Source organism: Pseudomonas sp. NFACC41-3, assembly GCF_900109505.1.
GTDB classification, from domain to species: Bacteria; Pseudomonadota; Gammaproteobacteria; order Pseudomonadales; family Pseudomonadaceae; genus Aquipseudomonas; species Aquipseudomonas chlororaphis.
This window is the reverse complement of sequence record NZ_FOAE01000006.1, coordinates 423573-441742: the sequence shown is the minus strand read 5'-3', so window position 1 is coordinate 441742 and position 18170 is coordinate 423573. Positions and strand designations below refer to the sequence as shown.

17 protein-coding genes are annotated in these 18170 nt (G+C 63.2%); 12 read left to right on the top strand and 5 right to left on the bottom strand.

Going from position 1 to position 18170, the window contains the following annotated elements:
- The first annotated feature begins 222 nt into the window (after positions 1 to 222).
- Positions 223 to 2025 (top strand): acyl-CoA dehydrogenase, encoded by a 1803-nt coding sequence (locus tag BMY68_RS26575; protein ID WP_085533573.1) that lies wholly within the window; start codon positions 223 to 225, stop codon positions 2023 to 2025.
- A 101-nt stretch (positions 2026 to 2126) separates the two neighbouring features.
- Here the strand turns inward: BMY68_RS26575 and BMY68_RS26570 are convergent, their stop codons facing one another.
- Complete coding sequence (locus BMY68_RS26570) at positions 2127 to 2429, bottom strand: cell division protein ZapA (RefSeq protein ID WP_009041856.1); 303 nt, start codon at positions 2427 to 2429, stop codon at positions 2127 to 2129.
- Positions 2426 to 2656, bottom strand: coding sequence for a hypothetical protein (locus BMY68_RS26565; protein ID WP_085533571.1), 231 nt, complete (start codon positions 2654 to 2656; stop codon positions 2426 to 2428). The genes BMY68_RS26570 and BMY68_RS26565 overlap by 4 nt, the downstream gene beginning before the upstream one ends.
- Before the next feature lie 280 nt (positions 2657 to 2936).
- On the opposite strand from BMY68_RS26565, the gene BMY68_RS26560 reads away from it, so the two are divergent.
- The 4 genes from BMY68_RS26560 (at position 2937) to BMY68_RS26545 (ending at position 11414) form a co-directional block, all read left to right on the top strand.
- A complete protein-coding gene (locus BMY68_RS26560; protein WP_009041855.1) occupies positions 2937 to 4562 on the top strand; it encodes a methyl-accepting chemotaxis protein in 1626 nt (541 codons plus the stop codon).
- A 211-nt stretch (positions 4563 to 4773) separates the two neighbouring features.
- Positions 4774 to 6516: a potassium/proton antiporter gene (locus tag BMY68_RS26555; RefSeq protein ID WP_007926822.1), complete on the top strand. Its 1743-nt coding sequence runs from the start codon at positions 4774 to 4776 to the stop codon at positions 6514 to 6516.
- Positions 6517 to 6551: 35 nt separating this feature from the next.
- Positions 6552 to 9902 (top strand): mechanosensitive channel MscK, encoded by a 3351-nt coding sequence (mscK, locus tag BMY68_RS26550; protein WP_085533569.1) that lies wholly within the window; start codon positions 6552 to 6554, stop codon positions 9900 to 9902.
- Positions 9903 to 9950: 48 nt separating this feature from the next.
- The gene (locus tag BMY68_RS26545; protein ID WP_085533567.1) at positions 9951 to 11414 is read left to right on the top strand and encodes a protein adenylyltransferase SelO; all 1464 of its coding nucleotides are present in this window, start codon (positions 9951 to 9953) and stop codon (positions 11412 to 11414) included.
- A 4-nt stretch (positions 11415 to 11418) separates the two neighbouring features.
- On the opposite strand, the gene BMY68_RS26540 is transcribed toward BMY68_RS26545, so the two are convergent.
- Both BMY68_RS26540 and BMY68_RS26535 read right to left on the bottom strand, forming a co-directional pair.
- The gene (locus BMY68_RS26540) at positions 11419 to 11820 is read right to left on the bottom strand and encodes a helix-turn-helix domain-containing protein (RefSeq protein WP_085533565.1); all 402 of its coding nucleotides are present in this window, start codon (positions 11818 to 11820) and stop codon (positions 11419 to 11421) included.
- A complete protein-coding gene (locus BMY68_RS26535; RefSeq protein WP_085533563.1) occupies positions 11817 to 12113 on the bottom strand; it encodes a type II toxin-antitoxin system HigB family toxin in 297 nt (98 codons plus the stop codon). The genes BMY68_RS26540 and BMY68_RS26535 overlap by 4 nt, the downstream gene beginning before the upstream one ends.
- Positions 12114 to 12350: 237 nt before the next feature.
- Between BMY68_RS26535 and trxC the strand changes: the two genes are divergently transcribed.
- Positions 12351 to 12785: a thioredoxin TrxC gene (gene trxC / locus BMY68_RS26530; RefSeq protein WP_062823885.1), complete on the top strand. Its 435-nt coding sequence runs from the start codon at positions 12351 to 12353 to the stop codon at positions 12783 to 12785.
- A gap of 38 nt (positions 12786 to 12823) precedes the next feature.
- Here trxC and BMY68_RS26525 read toward each other — a convergent pair whose 3' ends face one another.
- On the bottom strand, positions 12824 to 13594 hold the full coding sequence (locus BMY68_RS26525) for a ParA family protein (protein ID WP_009041850.1): 771 nt from the start codon (positions 13592 to 13594) through the stop codon (positions 12824 to 12826).
- A 334-nt stretch (positions 13595 to 13928) separates the two neighbouring features.
- Here BMY68_RS26525 and BMY68_RS26520 point away from each other — a divergent pair, with 334 nt between their 5' ends.
- The 6 genes from BMY68_RS26520 to BMY68_RS26495 are packed head-to-tail and all read left to right on the top strand — an operon-like array spanning position 13929 to position 18168.
- Positions 13929 to 14660 carry a beta-ketoacyl synthase chain length factor gene (locus BMY68_RS26520; RefSeq protein ID WP_085533562.1) on the top strand — a complete coding sequence of 244 codons (732 nt, stop codon included), beginning with the start codon at positions 13929 to 13931 and terminating at the stop codon, positions 14658 to 14660.
- Complete coding sequence (locus BMY68_RS26515; protein WP_009041848.1) at positions 14636 to 15451, top strand: lysophospholipid acyltransferase family protein; 816 nt, start codon at positions 14636 to 14638, stop codon at positions 15449 to 15451. The genes BMY68_RS26520 and BMY68_RS26515 overlap by 25 nt, the downstream gene beginning before the upstream one ends.
- The gene (locus BMY68_RS26510) at positions 15426 to 15686 is read left to right on the top strand and encodes a phosphopantetheine-binding protein (protein WP_007926834.1); all 261 of its coding nucleotides are present in this window, start codon (positions 15426 to 15428) and stop codon (positions 15684 to 15686) included. The genes BMY68_RS26515 and BMY68_RS26510 overlap by 26 nt, the downstream gene beginning before the upstream one ends.
- Positions 15687 to 15695: 9 nt before the next feature.
- Positions 15696 to 15950: an acyl carrier protein gene (locus BMY68_RS26505; protein WP_007926835.1), complete on the top strand. Its 255-nt coding sequence runs from the start codon at positions 15696 to 15698 to the stop codon at positions 15948 to 15950.
- The gene (locus tag BMY68_RS26500; RefSeq protein WP_062823888.1) at positions 15947 to 16492 is read left to right on the top strand and encodes a COG4648 family protein; all 546 of its coding nucleotides are present in this window, start codon (positions 15947 to 15949) and stop codon (positions 16490 to 16492) included. The genes BMY68_RS26505 and BMY68_RS26500 overlap by 4 nt, the downstream gene beginning before the upstream one ends.
- Entirely contained in the window at positions 16489 to 18168 is a 1680-nt protein-coding gene (locus BMY68_RS26495; protein ID WP_085533560.1) for an acyl-CoA synthetase family protein, read from the top strand. Before BMY68_RS26500 ends, BMY68_RS26495 begins: the two co-directional genes overlap by 4 nt.
- The last annotated feature ends 2 nt before the right edge of the window (positions 18169 to 18170 follow it).

Here is an 18170-nt window from a genome sequence, read left to right as displayed (position 1 = left end):
CCGATGCAATCCCCTGTAGCCGCTGCCGCAGGCTGCGATAAGTCCCGCAGGGACTTCGGCGACAATGAAATCGCTACGGCCGTTCCGACCGATCGCAGCCTTCGGCAGCGGCTACAGGGGCTGTGCCTGTTTGGCATCTTTATCACCCGCATCAATCTTGCTGTTCAGTGTTTATTCACCCGCCTAGACTCGGCGCATTCCCTATAAAGCAGGTAGGCCGCCATGTCCGAGACGTTGCTCAGTTCCCGCAATCTGGCTTTCGAGCTGTATGAAGTCCTCGATGCCGAGGGCCTGACCCAGCGCGAGCGATTCGCCGAGCACAACCGGGAAACCTTCGACGCCGCCCTCGGCACCGCGCGCAGCATCGCCGAGAAATTCTTTGCCCCGCACAACCGCAAGGGCGACGAAAACGAGCCGCGTTATGAAGACGGCAAGGCGATCCTGATTCCGGAAGTCAAACCCGCAGTCGATGCCTTTCTCGAAGCCGGCTTCCTCAACGCCGCGCGCAGCTTCGAGGCCGGCGGCATGCAGTTGCCGACGCTGTTGTCCCAGGCCTGCTTCGCGCACTTCCAGGCGGCCAACGCAGCCTCCACCTCCTACCCCTTCCTGACCATGGGCGCGGCCAACCTGATCGAAAGCTTCGGCACCGACGAGCAAAAGCAGCGCTTCCTGCAGCCGATGATCGATGGGCGCTTCTTCGGCACCATGGCCCTGACCGAGCCCCACGCCGGCTCGTCGCTGTCGGATATCCGCACCCGCGCCGAACCGGCGGCGGACGGCACCTACCGGCTCAAGGGCAACAAGATCTTCATCTCCGGCGGCGATCACCCGCTGTCGGAAAACATCGTGCACATGGTGCTGGCCAAGCTGCCGGACGCACCGGCTGGGGTGAAAGGCATCTCGCTGTTCATCGTGCCCAAGTTCCTGGTCAACGACGACGGTAGCCTGGGCCCGCGCAACGACGTGCTGCTGGCCGGGCTGTTCCACAAGATGGGCTGGCGCGGCACCACCTCCACGGCGCTGAACTTCGGCGATAACGGGGAGTGTGTCGGCTATCTGGTGGGCAAGCCGCACCACGGCCTGAGCTACATGTTCCAGATGATGAACGAGGCGCGGATCGGCGTCGGCATGGGCGCGGTGATGCTTGGCTACGCCGGCTACCTGTACTCCCTGGAATACGCCCGCGAACGCCCGCAAGGTCGCCTGCCGGACAGCAAGGACCCGACTACCGCGCCGGTGTCGATCGTCCAGCACGCCGACGTCAAGCGCATGCTGCTGACCCAGAAGGCCTATGTCGAAGGCGCTTTCGACCTCGGCCTGTACGCCGCGCGACTGTTCGACGACACCACCACCCTGGCCAGCGAAGATCAGCGCAAGCAGGCCCACGAACTGCTGGACCTGCTGACGCCCATCGTCAAATCCTGGCCCTCGGAGTTTTGCCTGAAGGCCAACGAACTGGCGATCCAGATCCTCGGCGGCCATGGCTACACCCGCGAATACCCGGTGGAACAGTATTACCGCGACAACCGCCTGAACCCGATCCATGAAGGCACCCACGGCATCCAGTCACTGGACCTCCTGGGGCGCAAGCTGGCGCAGAACGGCGGCGCGGGCCTGAAACAACTGATCCGCCTGATCGCCGACACCAGCAAGCGGGCCCAGGCCCACGACGCCCTGACGGCGCTGCGCCAACCGCTGGAAAAACTGGTGGCGCGCCTGCAAAGCGTGACCCTGGGCCTGCTCAGCGACCTGGCCCAGGGCAAGGTCAACAGCAGCCTGGCCAACTCGGCGCTGTACCTGAAAGCCTTCGGTCATGCGGTGATCGGCTGGCGCTGGCTGGAACAGGCGATTCGCGCACAGGAAGGCCTGGCCAGGGGCAACCCGGCGGATGTGGGCTTCTACAAGGGCAAGCTGCAGGCGGCGCGTTACTTCCTGACCTGGGAAGTACCGGCTTGTCATCACGAACTGGCCTTGCTGGAGGCGCGGGACGATACCTGCCTGGGCATGCAGGACGAGTGGTTCTGAAGCGCTAAAAGCATCGCGAGCAATCGAGCGCCGCCCGGCTGCTCGCGAAAACAATCAGTCCGACACAACCGCAACGGCGTTGCAGGTTGCGCGTAAATCCATCAGTTCTGGCTGATGGTCTTGGAGATCACTTCGACCGTGGCGCTGACTTGCTCTTGGTAACGGTCGAGCTCCTGCTGATGACGCTTTTGCATCTCGAGCTGCTGGGAGCACAGGTTCATCGCCGCCAGCACCAGCAAGCGGTCACCGATCAGCGTCGGGTATTTCTTCTTGGTCTCGGCCAGGGTGGCCTTCAACATCAACGCGGCGTCCAGCAGGGTCTGCTCTTCCCCGGCCGGCGCCTTGATCGAGTAGTCCTCACCGAGAATCGAGACGACTTTTACCCCGTCGGCACCCTGCCTCATGCGCTGACAGGACCGGCGCTGACGCGCTCGACCAGGGCCTGGATGCGGGCCGCGGTGGCGCCTTGCCTCTCTTCCTGTTCCATCAGGCTCAGTTGCAGGCTTTCGTTCTCATCCTTGGCCTGGGCCAGTTCTGCCTTGAGGGTTTCGTTCGTGCCCGACAGTTCCTGATTCTGTTGCACCAGGTCACTGACAAGCTGTTCCAATTGGCTTAGGGATGCTTCCAACATTTTGATTTTCCGAGCATTTTTCAAAGGGCGCGTACGATAAAGAAAAGTCACCCTGGACGCCAGATTTTCCCGGCGCAACGCCTTGATTTGTCTGGTGGGTGACCTTGCCTGCGAACTTTAAAGACTGTCATTCCCCCATCTGGTTCCTGACACTTCGTCGCCCATCAGATCTTTCTGAAACTCTCGCTCCTGCTTCAAGAATCCATTTTTCCGCGCGATAGGTCTGGGGAGCCCTATCAACCACCGCGGCATGGATTGCGCATTCTCGAGGTAGATCCCCATGTCTCTTCGCAACATGAACATTGCACCGAGGGCATTTCTCGGCTTTGCATTCATCGGCTGCCTGATGCTGTTCCTGGGCATCTTCGCCCTGAACCAGATGAGCAAGATTCGCGCGGCGACCGTCACCATTTCCACCGACAACATGCCCAGCATCCAGAGCATCGATGAGTTCACCCAGCAAATGCTGCGGCTGCAGGTGCTGTCCTATCGCCTGGTGATCAACCGCGGTCCCGAGGTGCAAGCCAAGACCCGCGAGTCGCTCGAACTCGGCAACCAGCAGATCGAAAAAATCCGCACCACCTATGAAAAACTGGTCAGCAGCCCGGAGGAAAGCGAGGCCTACGACCACTACCTCAAGCTGCTGGCCGAATACCGCAAGCTCGAAGAGCGCATCAAAGAGCTGTCGCGCAACAACCAGCTGGGTGAGCTGCAAGAGGTGCTGAACAACGAGTTGATGAAGAACTCGCAGCAGATCAACAAGGTTCTGAACCTGCTGGTACAGATCAACAGCCAGCGCTCCAAGGACGCCAACGAGCAGGCCGCCGAGGAATACGCTTCGGCATTCAACCTGGTAGTCGCCCTGCTGGTTCTGTCCACCACCCTGACCGTGGTGTTTGCCTGGTTGCTGACCCGCAGCATTACCCAACCCATCGCCAGCGCCTTGCATGCCGCGGAACACATCGCCGAAGGCGACCTCACCCAAAGCATCCGGGTCAACGGGCGCGACGAACCCGGACGCCTGCTGCAGGCCATGGCGAGCATGCAGGAAAAACTGCGCCAGACCTTGTTGCATATTTCCGGCTCCGCCAGCCAGTTGGCTTCCGCCGCGGAAGAACTGAACAGCGTCACTGACGAAAGTGCCCGCGGCCTGACCCAGCAGAACAATGAAATCGAACAGGCCGCCACCGCCGTGAACGAGATGACCTGCGCCGTCGAGGAAGTCGCGCGCAACGCCGTGAGCACCGCCGAGGCCTCGAACGACGCCACCCAGTCGGCCAGCGAAGGCCGCAACCTGGTGCGCGAGACCGTCAGCGCCATAGAGCTGATGAGCAGCGAAGTGCAGAGTTCGGCCAACAGGATCAGCGAACTGGCCGAGGAATCGCGCGACATCGGCAAGGTGCTGGACGTGATCCGCGGGCTGGCCGACCAGACCAACCTGCTGGCCTTGAACGCCGCGATAGAAGCCGCCCGGGCCGGCGATGCCGGACGCGGATTCGCCGTGGTCGCCGATGAAGTGCGTGCCCTGGCCCACCGCACCCAGCAATCCACCAGCGAAATCGAACGCATGATCGGCAGCATCCAGAGCGGCACCGAGCACGCCGTCGAGTCGATGCGCACCAGCACCGAGCGCGCCGACTCGACCCTGAGCATCGCCCGTGGCGCCGGCGGTGCCCTGGACACCATCAACACCGCGGTCAACGAAATCAACGAGCGCAACCTGGTCATCGCCAGCGCCGCCGAGGAGCAAGCCCTGGTGGCCCGCGAAGTGGACCGCAACCTGGTGAACATCCGCGACCTGTCGGTGCAATCGGCCACCGGCGCCAACCAGACCAGCGATGCCAGCCACGAGCTGTCACGCCTGGCCGTGGACCTGAACGGCATGGTGGCGCGGTTCACCCTGTAATAAGCCGCCAATAGCGCTGATCGCCACCTGCGCCAGCCACTACGGAACGCCATGAAGTCCGTCGGTGGCCGGCGCCAGGCGACGCTTTTCCGCCGCCTGTAAACAGGCGCAAAAGCTTTTTGACAGCATCGTATTTCAACAGGTTAGAATCGCTGGCACGCAGACTGCATGGTCAGTTTGTGCCCGCCTTTCTGCTTCTGGAGTACTGCCTTTGAATGCGACGACCATCAACAGCCTGTTCTTGATCGGCGCGTTGCTGGTAGGTGCGAGCATTCTGGTGAGTTCCCTTTCGTCCCGCCTCGGTATCCCGATCCTGGTGATCATCCTGGCCGTGGGCATGGCCGCCGGCGTCGACGGTGGCGGCATCATCTTCAACAACTATCCGACGGCTTACCTGGTGGGTAACCTCGCACTCGCGGTGATCCTTCTCGACGGCGGCCTGCGCACCCGGGTCTCGAGCTTTCGCGTGGCCTTGTGGCCCGCCTTGTCGCTGGCCACCGTCGGCGTGATGATCACCACCGGCCTGACCGGCATGGCGGCCGCCTGGCTGTTCGACCTGAACCTGATCCAGGGCCTGCTGATCGGCGCCATCGTCGGCTCCACCGACGCCGCGGCGGTGTTCTCGCTGCTGGGCGGCAAGGGCCTGAACGAACGGGTCACCGCCAGCCTGGAGATCGAGTCGGGCAGTAACGATCCGATGGCGGTGTTCCTCACCGTGACCCTGATCGACATGCTCGCCAGCGGCCAGACCGGCCTGCACTGGAGCCTGCTGGGGCATCTGCTGCGCGAGTTCGGCATCGGCGGCCTGATCGGCCTGAGCGGCGGCTGGCTGATGCTGCAACTGGTAAACCGCATCAACCTGGCCACCGGCCTGTACCCGATCCTGGTGATCGCCGGCGGCCTGGTGGTCTTCGCCCTGACCAACGCCCTGCACGGCAGCGGGTTCCTCGCGGTGTACCTGTGCGGCCTGGTGATCGGCAACCGCCCGGTGCGCAGCCGGCATGGCATCCTGCATATGCTCGACGGCATGGCCTGGCTGTCGCAGATCGGCATGTTCCTGGTGCTGGGCCTGCTGGTCACGCCCCACGACCTGCTGCCCATCGCCCTGCCGGCGCTGGGCCTGGCGCTGTGGATGATCCTGTTCGCCCGCCCGCTGTCGGTGATGGTCGGCCTGTTGCCGTTCAAGGCCTTCCACGGCCGTGAGAAAGCCTTTATTTCCTGGGTCGGCCTGCGCGGCGCGGTACCGATCATTCTCGCGGTGTTCCCGTTGATGGCCGGGCTGCCCGAGGCCCAGCTGTACTTCAACCTGGCCTTCTTTATCGTGCTGGTGTCCCTGCTGGTGCAAGGCACCAGCCTGCCGTGGGTCGCCAAGCTGCTGAAAGTCACGGTGCCACCGGAGCCCGCGCCGATCTCCCGCGCCGCCCTGGAGGTGCATGTCACCAGCGAATGGGAGTTGTTCGTCTACCGCCTCGGCGCGGAAAAATGGTGCATCGGCGCGGCGTTGCGCGAGCTGAAAATGCCCGAAGGCACCCGTATCGCCGCCCTGTTTCGTCACCAGCAACTGCTCCATCCGTCGGGTAGTACGGTGCTGGAAGCCGACGATTTGCTCTGCGTCATCGGCCATGAACACAACCTGCCGGCCCTTGGAAAACTCTTCAGCCAGGCGCCGCAACGGGGCCTCGATCTGCGCTTCTTCGGCGACTTCGTTCTCGAAGGCGACGCCCAGCTGGGCGCGGTTTCGGCGCTGTACGGACTCAAGCTCGAAGGGCTCGATCCGGACATGCCGCTGAGCCGCTTCATCACCCAGAAAGTAGGGGGCGCTCCAGTGGTCGGCGACCAGGTGGAATGGAACAACACCATCTGGACGGTTGCCGTGATGGAGGGGAACAAGATCAGCAAAGTGGGCGTCAGATTCCCCGAAGGAAGTCGCCCGGGCCCCGGACTCTTCCTCTAAACTGCCTAACTTCTCATCCAGCTTGACCGGTCTCTATGCCAACCCTGCGTACCCTTTTCGCCATTGCCCTGCTGGGCCTGAGCCTTTCTGTCGGCCCACTGCAAGCGGCCGAGCCGCCCAGTGCCGAGTCCGTCCAGCAGAGCCTGGATAAAATCGCCGAGCGCAAATTGCCGGAGGCCGATCAAAAGGCCCTGCAAGCGGTGCTGCAACAGACGCTGACCCAGCTGTCGAACAAGCAGGATTACGAGCAGCGCCTGAACGACCTCAAGCAGCAGCTGAGCAATGCCCCGCGCCAGACCAGCGAAAACCAGCGCGAGCTGACCCGCCTGAAAGCCACCAAGGTGGTGCCGGTGGCCCAGCGCTACGCCAACCTGCCGGTGTCGCAGCTCGAACAACTGCTGACCGAACGCACCACCCAGCAGGGTGACATGCAGAAAGCCCTGGCCGAGGCCAACAGCCTGGCCATTACCGCACAGACCCGCCCCGAACGCGCCCAGGCCGAGATCAGCAGCAGCCAGACCCGCACCCAGCAGATCAATACGATCCTCAAGAACGGCAAGGACTCCGGCAAGCCGATCAACGCCGACCAGCGCAATCAGCTCAATGCCGAACTGGCGGCGATCAACGCGCTGATCCCGTTGCGCCGCCAGGAGCTGGCCGGCAACAGCCAGCTGCAGGACCTGGGCAACAGCCAGCATGACCTGCTGATGGAAAAGACCGCGCGCCTGGAGCAGGAAATCCAGGACCTGCAGACCCTGATCAACCAGAAGCGCCTGGCCCAGTCCCAGGAAACCGTCACCCAGCAATCGATCGAAGCGCAAAAGGCCGGCAGCAGCAGCCTCCTGGCCACCGAAAGCGCGGCCAACCTGAAGCTCTCCGACTATCTGCTCAAAAGCACCGACCGCCTCAATGAGCTGACCCAGCAGAACCTGCAGACCAAGCAGCAACTCGACAGCGTGACCCAGAGCGATGCCGCGCTGGACGAGCAGATCAGCGTGCTCAAGGGCAGCCTGCTGCTGTCGAAGATCCTCTATAAACAGAAGCAGGCGCTGCCGCACCTGCGGCTCGACCGCGACCTGGCGGACCAGATCGCCGACATCCGCCTGTATCAGTTCGAGGTCAACCAGCAACGCGAGCTGATCAGCAGCCCCAGCGGCTATGTCGATAACCTGCTGGCCACCCAGCCGTCCGAGCAAATCACCCCGCAGCTGCGCAAAACCCTGCTGGACCTGGCCATCACCCGTGCCGACCTGCTGGAACGCCTGAGCCGCGAGCTGAGCGCCCTGCTCAACGAATCCATCACCCTGCAGCTCAATCAGAAGCAACTGCTGAGCACCTCGCAAAGCCTGCGCGCGACCCTCGACGAACAGATGTTCTGGATTCCCAGCAACAAGCCGCTGGATGCCGAATGGCTGCAAACCATACCGCTGCGCCTGGAAAAACAGGTCACCACCCTGCCCTGGTCGTCCAGCCTGAGCGAGCTGGCCGACGGCCTGGCGCAACGGCCGCTGCTGTTCCTGCCATTGCTGCTCCTGATCGCGGCCCTGCTGTGGCGGCGCAAGAACCTGTACCTGCGCCTGACCAAGGTTCACAAGGACATCGGTCACTTCAAGCGCGACAGCCAATGGCACACGCCGCAGGCGATCCTGGTCAACATCCTGCTGGCGATGCCGGTCGCCCTCGGCCTGGCGCTGTGCGGCCTGGCCTTGCAGATCGACGCCCGCGGACAGAACGCCAACCTCGGCGCGGCGCTGTTGCAGATGGCCCAGGCCTGGCTGGTGTTCTATACCGCCTACCGGATCCTCGCCCCCGGCGGCGTGGCGGAACTGCACTTTCGCTGGGAAAAGCCCCAGGTCGAGTTCCTCCAGGGCTGGATCCGCCGCCTCGGGCTGGTGGTCATGGCCCTGGTGGCCGTGGTCGCCGTGGCCGAACATCAACCGGCGGCGCTGGCCGATGACGTGCTCGGCATCGCCGTAGTCCTGACCTGCTACGCCCTGATGGCCTGGCTGCTCAGCCGCCTGCTGCTGAGCAGTCCGACGCACCAGAACGCCTCGCTGTTCCGCAAGGCGGTGGCGGTGCTCTTCACCGCGCTGCCGATCGCCTTGTTCATCGCGGTGTGCTTCGGCTACTACTACACCGCGCTGAAGCTCAGCGACCGCCTGATCAATACCCTGTACCTGCTGATGTTCTGGCTGGTGATCGAAGCCACTTTCGTCCGCGGACTGAGCGTCGCCGCCCGGCGCCTGGCCTACCAGCGGGCCCTGGCCAAACGCCAGGCCGCCAAGGAAAGCGGCGACGGCGAAGCGGTGGTCGAAGAGCCGACCCTGGACATCGAGAAGGTCAACGAACAGTCCCTGCGCCTGATCCGCCTGGCCCTGCTCGGTGGTTTCATCGCCGGGCTGTACTGGGTCTGGTCGGACCTGATCAGCGTGTTCTCCTACCTGGACAACATCACCCTCTACGAATACACCAGCGGCACCGGTGCCAACATGAGCATGGTGCCCATCAGCATCGGCGACATGCTCGGCGCACTGATCATCGTCGGCATCACCTTCGCCCTGGCGCGCAACCTGCCGGGGCTGCTGGAGGTGCTGGTGCTGTCCAGGCTGAACCTGGCCCAGGGCAGCGCCTACGCGACCACCACGCTGCTGTCCTATGTGATTGCCGGCGTCGGCTTCGTCTCGACCCTGTCGACCCTCGGCGTCAGCTGGGACAAGTTGCAGTGGCTGGTGGCTGCGCTGTCGGTGGGCCTGGGCTTCGGCATGCAGGCGATCTTCGCCAACTTCATCTCCGGCATCATCATCCTGTTCGAGCGGCCGGTGCGCATCGGCGACACCATCACCATCGGCAACCTGTCGGGCACGGTGAGCAAGATCCGCATCCGCGCCACCACCATCACCGACTTCGATCGCAAGGACATCATCGTCCCGAACCAGACCTTCATCACCGGGCAACTGATCAACTGGTCGCTGACCGACACCGTCACCCGGGTAACCCTCAAGCTCGGCGTCGACTATGGCTCGGACCTGGATCTGGTCAAGGAACTGCTGCTCAAGGCGGCCCGCGATAACCCGCGGGTACTGAAAGAACCCGAGCCCCATGTGTACTTCCTCAACTTCGGCGAAAGCACCCTGGACCACGAACTGCGCATGCATGTGCGCGAGCTGGGGGACCGCAACCCGGTGCTCGACGAGGTCAACCGCTTCATCAACCGCGAGTTCAAGAAGCAGCACATCAACATCTCGTTCCGCCAGATGGAGGTCTACCTGAAGAACCTCCATGGCCAGGAATACAAGATGGTGCCCATCGAGCCGGAGACCAAGACCATTGTTCCGCTGCCCGACGGCAAACCGCTGCAGGAACCGCCTCCCAGCAGGCTCGACTAAGGACGCTATCCCTAGCAGAATGCTCGGACATTCTGCTGGAGATGGCCGTTGAAAGCCCTCGACGAACTGACCTTCGACAATCGCTTCGCCCGCCTGGGCGATGCGTTCTCAACCCATGTACTGCCCGAGCCGATCGATCGCCCACGCCTGGTGGTGGCCAGCCCGGCGGCCATGGCGCTGCTGGACCTGGACCCCGAGGTCGCGCAAAGCCCGGTGTTCGCCGAACTGTTCGGCGGGCACAAGCTGTGGGCCGAAGCGGAGCCCCGGGCGATGGTCTATTCCGGGCATCAGTTCGGCTCCTACAACCCTCAGTTGGGCGATGGTCGCGGCTTGCTGCTGGGCGAGGTGTACAACGCCGCCGGCGAGCACTGGGACCTGCACCTCAAGGGTGCCGGCCAGACCCCCTACTCGCGCATGGGCGATGGCCGCGCCGTACTGCGTTCGTCGATCCGCGAGTTCCTGGCTTCCGAGGCGCTGCACGCCCTGGGTATTCCAACCACCCGGGCGCTGTGCGTGATCGGCTCCGACACCCCGGTCTGGCGCGAGAAGCAGGAACGCGCGGCGATGCTGCTGCGCATGTCGCCCAGCCATGTCCGCTTCGGCCACTTCGAATACTTCTATTACACAAAACGCCCCGAGCAGCAGAAACAGCTGGGCGAGCACGTGCTGGCCATGCACTTTCCCGCGTGCCTGGAGCAGCCGGAACCTTACCTGGCGATGTTCCGCGAAGTGGTCGAGCGCAATGCCGAACTGATCGCAAAATGGCAGGCCTACGGTTTCTGCCACGGGGTGATGAACACCGACAACATGTCGATCCTCGGCGTGACCTTCGACTTCGGGCCATTCGCCTTCCTCGACGACTTCGATGCGCATTTCATCTGCAACCATTCCGATGACCAGGGGCGCTACTCGTTCAGCAACCAGGTGCCGATCGGCCAGTGGAACCTCAGCGCCCTGGCCCAGGCGCTGACGCCTTTCATCAGTGTCGAGGCCCTGCGGGAAACCCTCGGCCTGTTCCTGCCGTTGTTCCAGGCCCATTACCTGGACCTGATGCGCCGCCGCCTCGGCCTGACCAGCGCCGAAGACGAGGATCAGAAGCTGGTGGAACGACTGCTGCAACTGATGCAGGGCAGCGGTGTTGACTACAGCCTGTTCTTCCGCCACCTGGGGGATGAGTCGGCGGAACTGGCCGTGGCCCGGCTGCGCGACGACTTCGTCGACCGCCAGGGCTTCGATGCCTGGGCCGATCGGTACAAGGCCCGGGTCGCCCGTGATCCGGTCCAGGGTCAGGAGTTGCGCCGGGAACGCATGCACGCCGTCAACCCGCTGTACATCCTGCGCAATTACCTGGCACAGAAGGCTATCGACGCCGCCGAACAAGGGGACTACTCCGAGGTGCGCCGCCTGCACGCGGTACTGAGCAAGCCGTTCGAACAACAGGCCGGCATGGACAGCTACGCCGAACGACCGCCCGAATGGGGCAAGCACCTGGAAATCAGTTGCTCGTCCTGAGGGGTCAGATAAAGGTTTCCATCGAGACCTTGAAACGTTCGGCCAGCCAGCGGATCTGCCGCAGGTTGAGCTGGCGCTTGCCGCTCAGCACTTCGGAAACCACCGACTGCGCGCCTACGCCTGGCAGATCGCTCTGGGTCAGGCCATGTTCGCGCATCAGGGAGCGCAAGACGTCAACACCACTGGCTATCGGCATCGGTCGGTGTTCTTCGTCATAGGCTTCGATCCAGTCGCCGATGATGTCCACCAGCGAAGTCACTGGATGGTTCTCGTCCTCTCCCATGAGATCCAGCAGTTCATCCAGCGCCGCGACCAATGCATCGTAATCGGCTTCGGTCTTGGGTTTACGCAACACAGGCGCCACGAAATGCCAATGATCCGCCGCCTGCTTCACCAGAACGTTCATCTGGTTTCCTCCTTCCACCTGCCTTTGTCGTATTCGTGATGGTCCAGCACGTGCCTGATATAGAGACGTCGTACTTCATAACGCACCACGGCGATGATTTGTAACTTGTTGCCACCAATATCGAAGACGTGAAACGCCCCCACTTTGTCGGTGGCCGGAAATACCGCCTTGATGGCTGCAAAATCGGCCGGATTGAGGCTTTTGGCTTTTCTGTACCAGGTTTCCAGCGCATTGGCCGATTGTGGCCAGCGGCTCTTGGCCTCCCAGATTCGTTTGGCGGTGATGATATGCATGCAATGTCCCTATCGCATATTGCTATAGACGGTAGTGTCGGAAGCGCGCCATAGCAAGTTGCTATGCGCCTGAACAGACCAACGGCATAAACCCACGGCTCCGTTTCAGCCTAGATTCGCCAGCCGCCACGCAGCTCAAAGATGTATGAAGGAATGCAACAGACCCGCCCCTCGCTTGATAAACCCCGCGCCAGACTCCAGATAACGCCCATCGCCCACTCTCCTGGAGCCCCCCTCATGTCCGATCCACTGCTAATCCCCTGCCCCCACTGCAACGGCCTCAACCGCATCCCCGCGGAGCGCCTGGGCGACCAGCCCAAATGCGGGCGCTGCAAAGGCCAGGTGTTGCTGAACCAGCCTTTCGAGCTGAAACAAGGCGACTATTCCAGCCAGATCAAGGGCGACCTGCCGTTGCTGGTGGATGTCTGGGCGGATTGGTGCGGGCCGTGCAAATCCTTCGCGCCGGTGTTCGAGCAGGCGGCGGCGCAATTGGCAGGCAAGTGCCGGCTGGCCAAGCTCGACAGCGAGGCCAATCAGCAATTGTCGGCGCAGTTGGGAATTCGCTCGATCCCGAGCCTGATTCTGTTCAAGAACGGACGGGAAGTGGCACGCCAGAGTGGCGCCTTCCCGTTACCGCAACTGATGAGCTGGCTGCGCAGCCAGGGCATCTGACCGCTATTTCAAAAGTGCCTTGAACCCTAGGAAGAAGGTCAGGCGCTTTCCAGCAGGTTGTGCAGGTCGACGAACTGCTGGGTCAGTTTGTGCCGGGGATCGAGGTGGATCAGCGGCAGGCTGGCCTGGTGGGATTCGCGCATGCGCACCGAACTGGCCAGGTACACCGGCAATACCGGCAGGCCCTCGGCGATCAGTTCATCGAGCATTTGCTGGGGCAGGCTGGCACGGGCCTGGAACTGGTTGACCACGATGCCTTCGACCTGCAAATCCTCGTTATGGTCGTCCCTGAGCTCTTCGATTTCCGCCAGCAGGCCGTACAGCGCCTGGCGGGAAAAGCTGTCGCAGTCGAAGGGAATCAATACGCGATCGGCGGCAATCAGCGCCGAAACCGCATAGAAATTCAAGGCCGGCGGGGTGTCCAGGTAGATCCGGTCGTAGTCCTCGGCCAACTCGTCCAGCAGTTTGCGCAGCTTGTTGATCTTGTGCTTCGCCTCAAGCTTGGGCTGCAGATCCGCCAGCTCGGCGGTGGCCGTCACCACATGCAGGTTGTCGAACGGCGTTTCGTAGATATCGACCTGATTCTTCTTCGAGAACGGTCCGGAGGACAGGGTCTGCTTGAAGAAGTCGGCGATCCCCATGGGGATGTCGTCGCCGGTCAGGCCGGTGAGGTATTGAGTGGAGTTGGCCTGGGCATCCAGGTCCACCAGCAACGTGCGATACCCCTCGCTGGCACTTACGGCCGCCAGATTGCAGGCAATGCTCGACTTGCCGACTCCCCCTTTCTGATTGAACACCACGCGCCGCATGTCAGAACCTCCCTGCATCAAAGATCACCGAGTGTAGTAGCCAGTACCGCCGCTTCGCTACCTCGCTGACGGCAGACCGCCAAACCAGTTCCAGCGGCCAGAATCAGCCTAGACTTTCTTGTAAAGTCCCCGCGCGCCCGACCTGTACCATTCGATAATGGCCAAATGACACTTTTCTGCCGTCGAGCGGGTCATTTTCACTGAGCGAAACATAACCAATGTTTGCTACAAGCCAGTCACACCGGGATAATGCGCGCCACTCGGCTGTAGCTCCGTGGCAGGTGAGTCTGCGATCGAAACGCCTGACCACGTCAAGTAAGCCCGCAGGGGCGGGATGAATTTTCAAGTGATCAACTTCAACATCGCCCAATGGCGCGCGTGGGCCCCTGGGCTCGAAAGCGTGGACGATTGGCAGGCCTGGAGCCGACAACCGGTCGTGCTCCAGAGCAGTGATGCGGCCCCGGACGTGTCGTTTCTACCGGCCATGCAGCGCCGGCGCCTCAGCCGTCTGGCGCGCATGGCCTTCAGCGTGGGCTGGCCGCTGGCCGAAGGCCTGGAACAGCTACCGTTGGTCTTTATTTCCCGGCATGGCGAAACGCCGCGCACCTTCGACATCCTCAGCGACCTGGCGGCCGACCAGCCGTTGTCCCCGACCCAGTTCAGCCTCTCGGTGCACAACGCGGTGATCGGCCTGTGGTCGATCATGCGTGGCGAAACCAGCGAAATGACCGCCCTCGCCGCTGCCGGCGACGGCCTCGAACACGGCATGCTAGAGGCCGCGGCGCTGCTTGAGGAAGGCGCCCCGGCGGTGCTGCTGGTGGTCACCGAAGAGCAGCCGCCCGCCGCCTATGCCACCTGGATCGACGACGTGCCCTTCCCCTATGCGGTCGGTCTGTTGCTGACCTCCGGCCAGCAGTGGCAACTGACGCTCGGCACCGCCACCGAGGGAGCGCCGCGCGCCGAGTGGCCCCATGCCCTGAATCTCTTGCGTACCCTGCTCGGCGAGCAAACCTTTTGCCAACATGCCTGGAAGAACCGTGTATGGAACTGGCAACGCAACCTGTAAATACAAAGCCCCGCGACGCCTACTACTGGCGCCTGGTCGCCACCGCGGCAAGCTTCGCCTTGTTCGGCCTGGGCGGCCTGTGCCTGCGCCTGGTGATTTTCCCGCTGCTCGCCTGCCTGCCCGGCGACGCCGAAGCGCATCGCCAGCGCGCGCGTCGCACCATCGGCCGGCTGTTCTGGCTGTTCATCCGTTTCATGGCCCGCAGCGGCGTGCTGACCTATGAAGTCGAAGGCGCACAAAAGCTCGGCCGCCCCGGACAAATGATCATTGCCAACCACCCATCGCTGATCGACGTGGTCTTTCTCATCGGCCTGGTGCGCAACGCCAACTGCGTGGTCAAGCAGAGCCTGTGGCAGAACCCGTTCACTCGCGGCCCGATACGCGAAGCCGAATACATCAGCAACGACGGCAGCATGGACATGCTCGACGCCGCCGGCGAAGCCCTGCGCAACGGCCAGACCCTGGTGATCTTCCCCGAGGGCACCCGAACCCAGCCGGGCCAGGCGCCGGCCTTTCATCGGGGGGGCGCGGCAATCGCCTTGCGGGGTGCGAGAATCATCACCCCGGTGGTGATCAAGGTCAGCCCGACCACCCTGACCAAGGCCGAACCCTGGTATCGCATCCCGATGCGCCGCGTGCACTTCAGTTTTCGCGTCGGAGCCGATATAGACCCGTATGCCTTTGCCGCCCAAGGCCCCGCGCCGCAGGCCTCGCGCAAGCTCAACGATTATTTGCATCACTACTTCATTAAGGAGCTCGCCGAAGATGAGCGATCTGCACCAGGAAATTAAAATGCTGATCATCGATGCCCTGGGCCTCGAAGACATCAGCGTGCAAGACATCGGCAACGAGCAGACGCTCTTCGGTGAAGGCCTGGGCCTGGACTCGGTCGACGCCCTGGAGCTGGGCCTGGCGATCCAGAAACGCTACGGCATCAAGATCGACGCCGACGCCAAGGACACCCGCAATCACTTCACCAACGTGGCGAGCCTTGCGGCGTTCGTCACTGCAAAACAGGCAGCTTGAGACCGGACCATGCAAACTCGTGACGACATCTTCAACACCCTGCGTGATGCCCTGGTGGAACTCTTCGAACTGGAACCGGAACGCGTAAGCCTGGAATCCAATCTGTATCAGGACCTGGAAATCGACAGCATCGACGCCGTCGACCTGATCGATCACATCAAGCGCAAGACCGGCAAGAAAATCGCCGCCGAGGAATTCAAGTCGGTGCGTACCGTCAATGACGTGGTCGAGGCGGTATACCGTCTGGTCCAGCCGGCCGCATGAGCCGGCTGATCGGCCTTGGCCTGCTGCTGGCGGGCCTGTTGTATCCCTTTGCGGTGTATTTCGGCATGGAGCATTTCGCTCCCTGGCAGTTCGGCCTGTTGCTCGGCGGCCTGTGGTTGGCCCGGGCTCTGACCGGCGAACGGCGTCCCGGCAGCCTGTGGATGGCGGGCGCCGCCCTGGTTTTCTGCCTGCTGCTGGCGCTGTTCGATAACCCGTTGTTGCTGCGCTGGTACCCGGTGCTGATCAGCGGCTTCATGCTCACGCTGTTCGGCCTGAGCCTGAAATACGGCCCGCCGGTGGCTGAACGCCTGGCTCGCCTCAGCGAGCCTGCGCTGCCGGAAAAGGCGATTCGCTATACCCGCCAGGTGACTGTCGCCTGGAGTGTGTTTTTCCTCTGTAACGGATTGCTCGCCGCGGCCCTGACCCTATGGGCGCCGCTGAGCTGGTGGACGTTGTACAACGGCCTGATCTCCTACGGGTTGATGGGTTTGCTGTTTGCCATTGAATGGCTGTTACGACAACGCGTACGAGGCCGCGCATGAATTGGATAAAACTTGAGCAGTTGCTGCTCAAGTCGTTGCCGGAACGGGCCGTCACGCTCGAGCCGGCACTCGATCACAGCCACCTGCGGCACCAGGCCCTGAGCCTGGCCGCGGGCTTGCAGGCCAGGGGCGTACAGCGCCTGGCCCTGCACCTGGAAGATGCCGCCGAACTGGCCATCGCCCTGCTCGGTGCCTGGCGCGCCGGGGTCAGCGTACTGCTGCCCGCCGACCTGCAACCGCAGACCCGGCAACGCTGGTCGACCCAGGTCGATCTGTGGCTGACCGACCAGCCGGGCGATGCCCACTTGGCCGACTTCGACTCGCCGCCATTGCCCGCCGCCGAACTCGATCTCGACGGCTGCCGCCTGAGCCTGTGCACCTCCGGCTCCAGCGGCGAACCCAAGCGCATCGACAAATCCCTGCGCCAGCTGGCCAACGAAGTCGAGGCCCTGGAGCAACTGTGGGGCGAGGGATTGGGCCAGGCCTGCATCATCGGCAGCGTCGCCACCCAACATATCTACGGCCTGCTGTTCCGTGTGCTCTGGCCGCTCTGCGCCGGGCGCACCTTCGTCCGTCGGCAACTGCCGTTCCCGGAAGACCTGCAGCGCGCCAGCCGCGAACACCCGGCCTTTGCCTGGGTCGCCAGCCCGGCCTTGCTCAAGCGCATGGGCGACAACCTCGACTGGCCGGCCCTGAGCCCGGTACGCCGGGTGTTTTCCTCTGGCGGCGCGCTGCCTGCCGACGCCGCGCAAGGCCTGCACCAGCGTCTTGGACAATGGCCAACGGAAATCCTCGGTAGCTCGGAAACCGGCGGCATCGCCTGGCGCCAGGGCGACAGCCTGTGGCAAGCCTTCGCCGGGGTCGAGCTGAGCCAGGACAGCGACGGCGCCCTGCTGATCGCCTCGCCCTACCTGCCGACCGGGCATGTCGAACACACCGCCGATGCCGCGCGCATCGCCGCCGATGGGCGTTTCGAGCTGCTCGGGCGTCTGGACCGGATCGTCAAGCTGGAAGAAAAACGCATTTCCCTGCCGATGCTGGAACAGGCCCTGGCCGAGCATGCCTGGGTCGCCGAAGCGCGCCTTGGGGTGGTCCGGGAAAACCGCGCTTCCCTCGGCGCGCTGCTGGTCCTCAGCGAACAAGGCCTGCACGCCTTGCGCAATCAGGGTCGCAGGGCCCTCACCCAAGCGCTGCGCCAGCACCTGAGCCAGCATTGCGAGGCCCTGGCGCTGCCGCGCCGCTGGCGCCTGCTGCGCCAGTTGCCCCTGAACAGCCAGGGCAAGCTGCCCCAGGCCGACATCGAAGCCCTGCTGCTGGCCCCGCGCCCACGGGCGCCGGAAGTGCTGGAACAGCTCGAGGCCGACGGCGAATGGAGCCTGCAACTGGCGATCCCACCGGACCTGGCCTACTTCAGTGGCCACTTCCCCCAGACCCCGGTGCTGCCGGGCGTGGTCCAGGTGGACTGGGCATTGGCGCTGGGCCAGCAGTTGCTCGATCTGCCGGGGCGCTTTGCCGGCATGGAAGTGCTGAAGTTCCAGCAACTGGTGCGCCCCGGCGACCAGGTGCAATTGCACCTGCGCTTCGATCATGAGCGCGGCAAACTCTACTTCGCTTATCGCAATGACACCGCCGCCTGCTCCAGCGGCCGCATCCTGCTGGAGAACGCCTGTGGATAAGT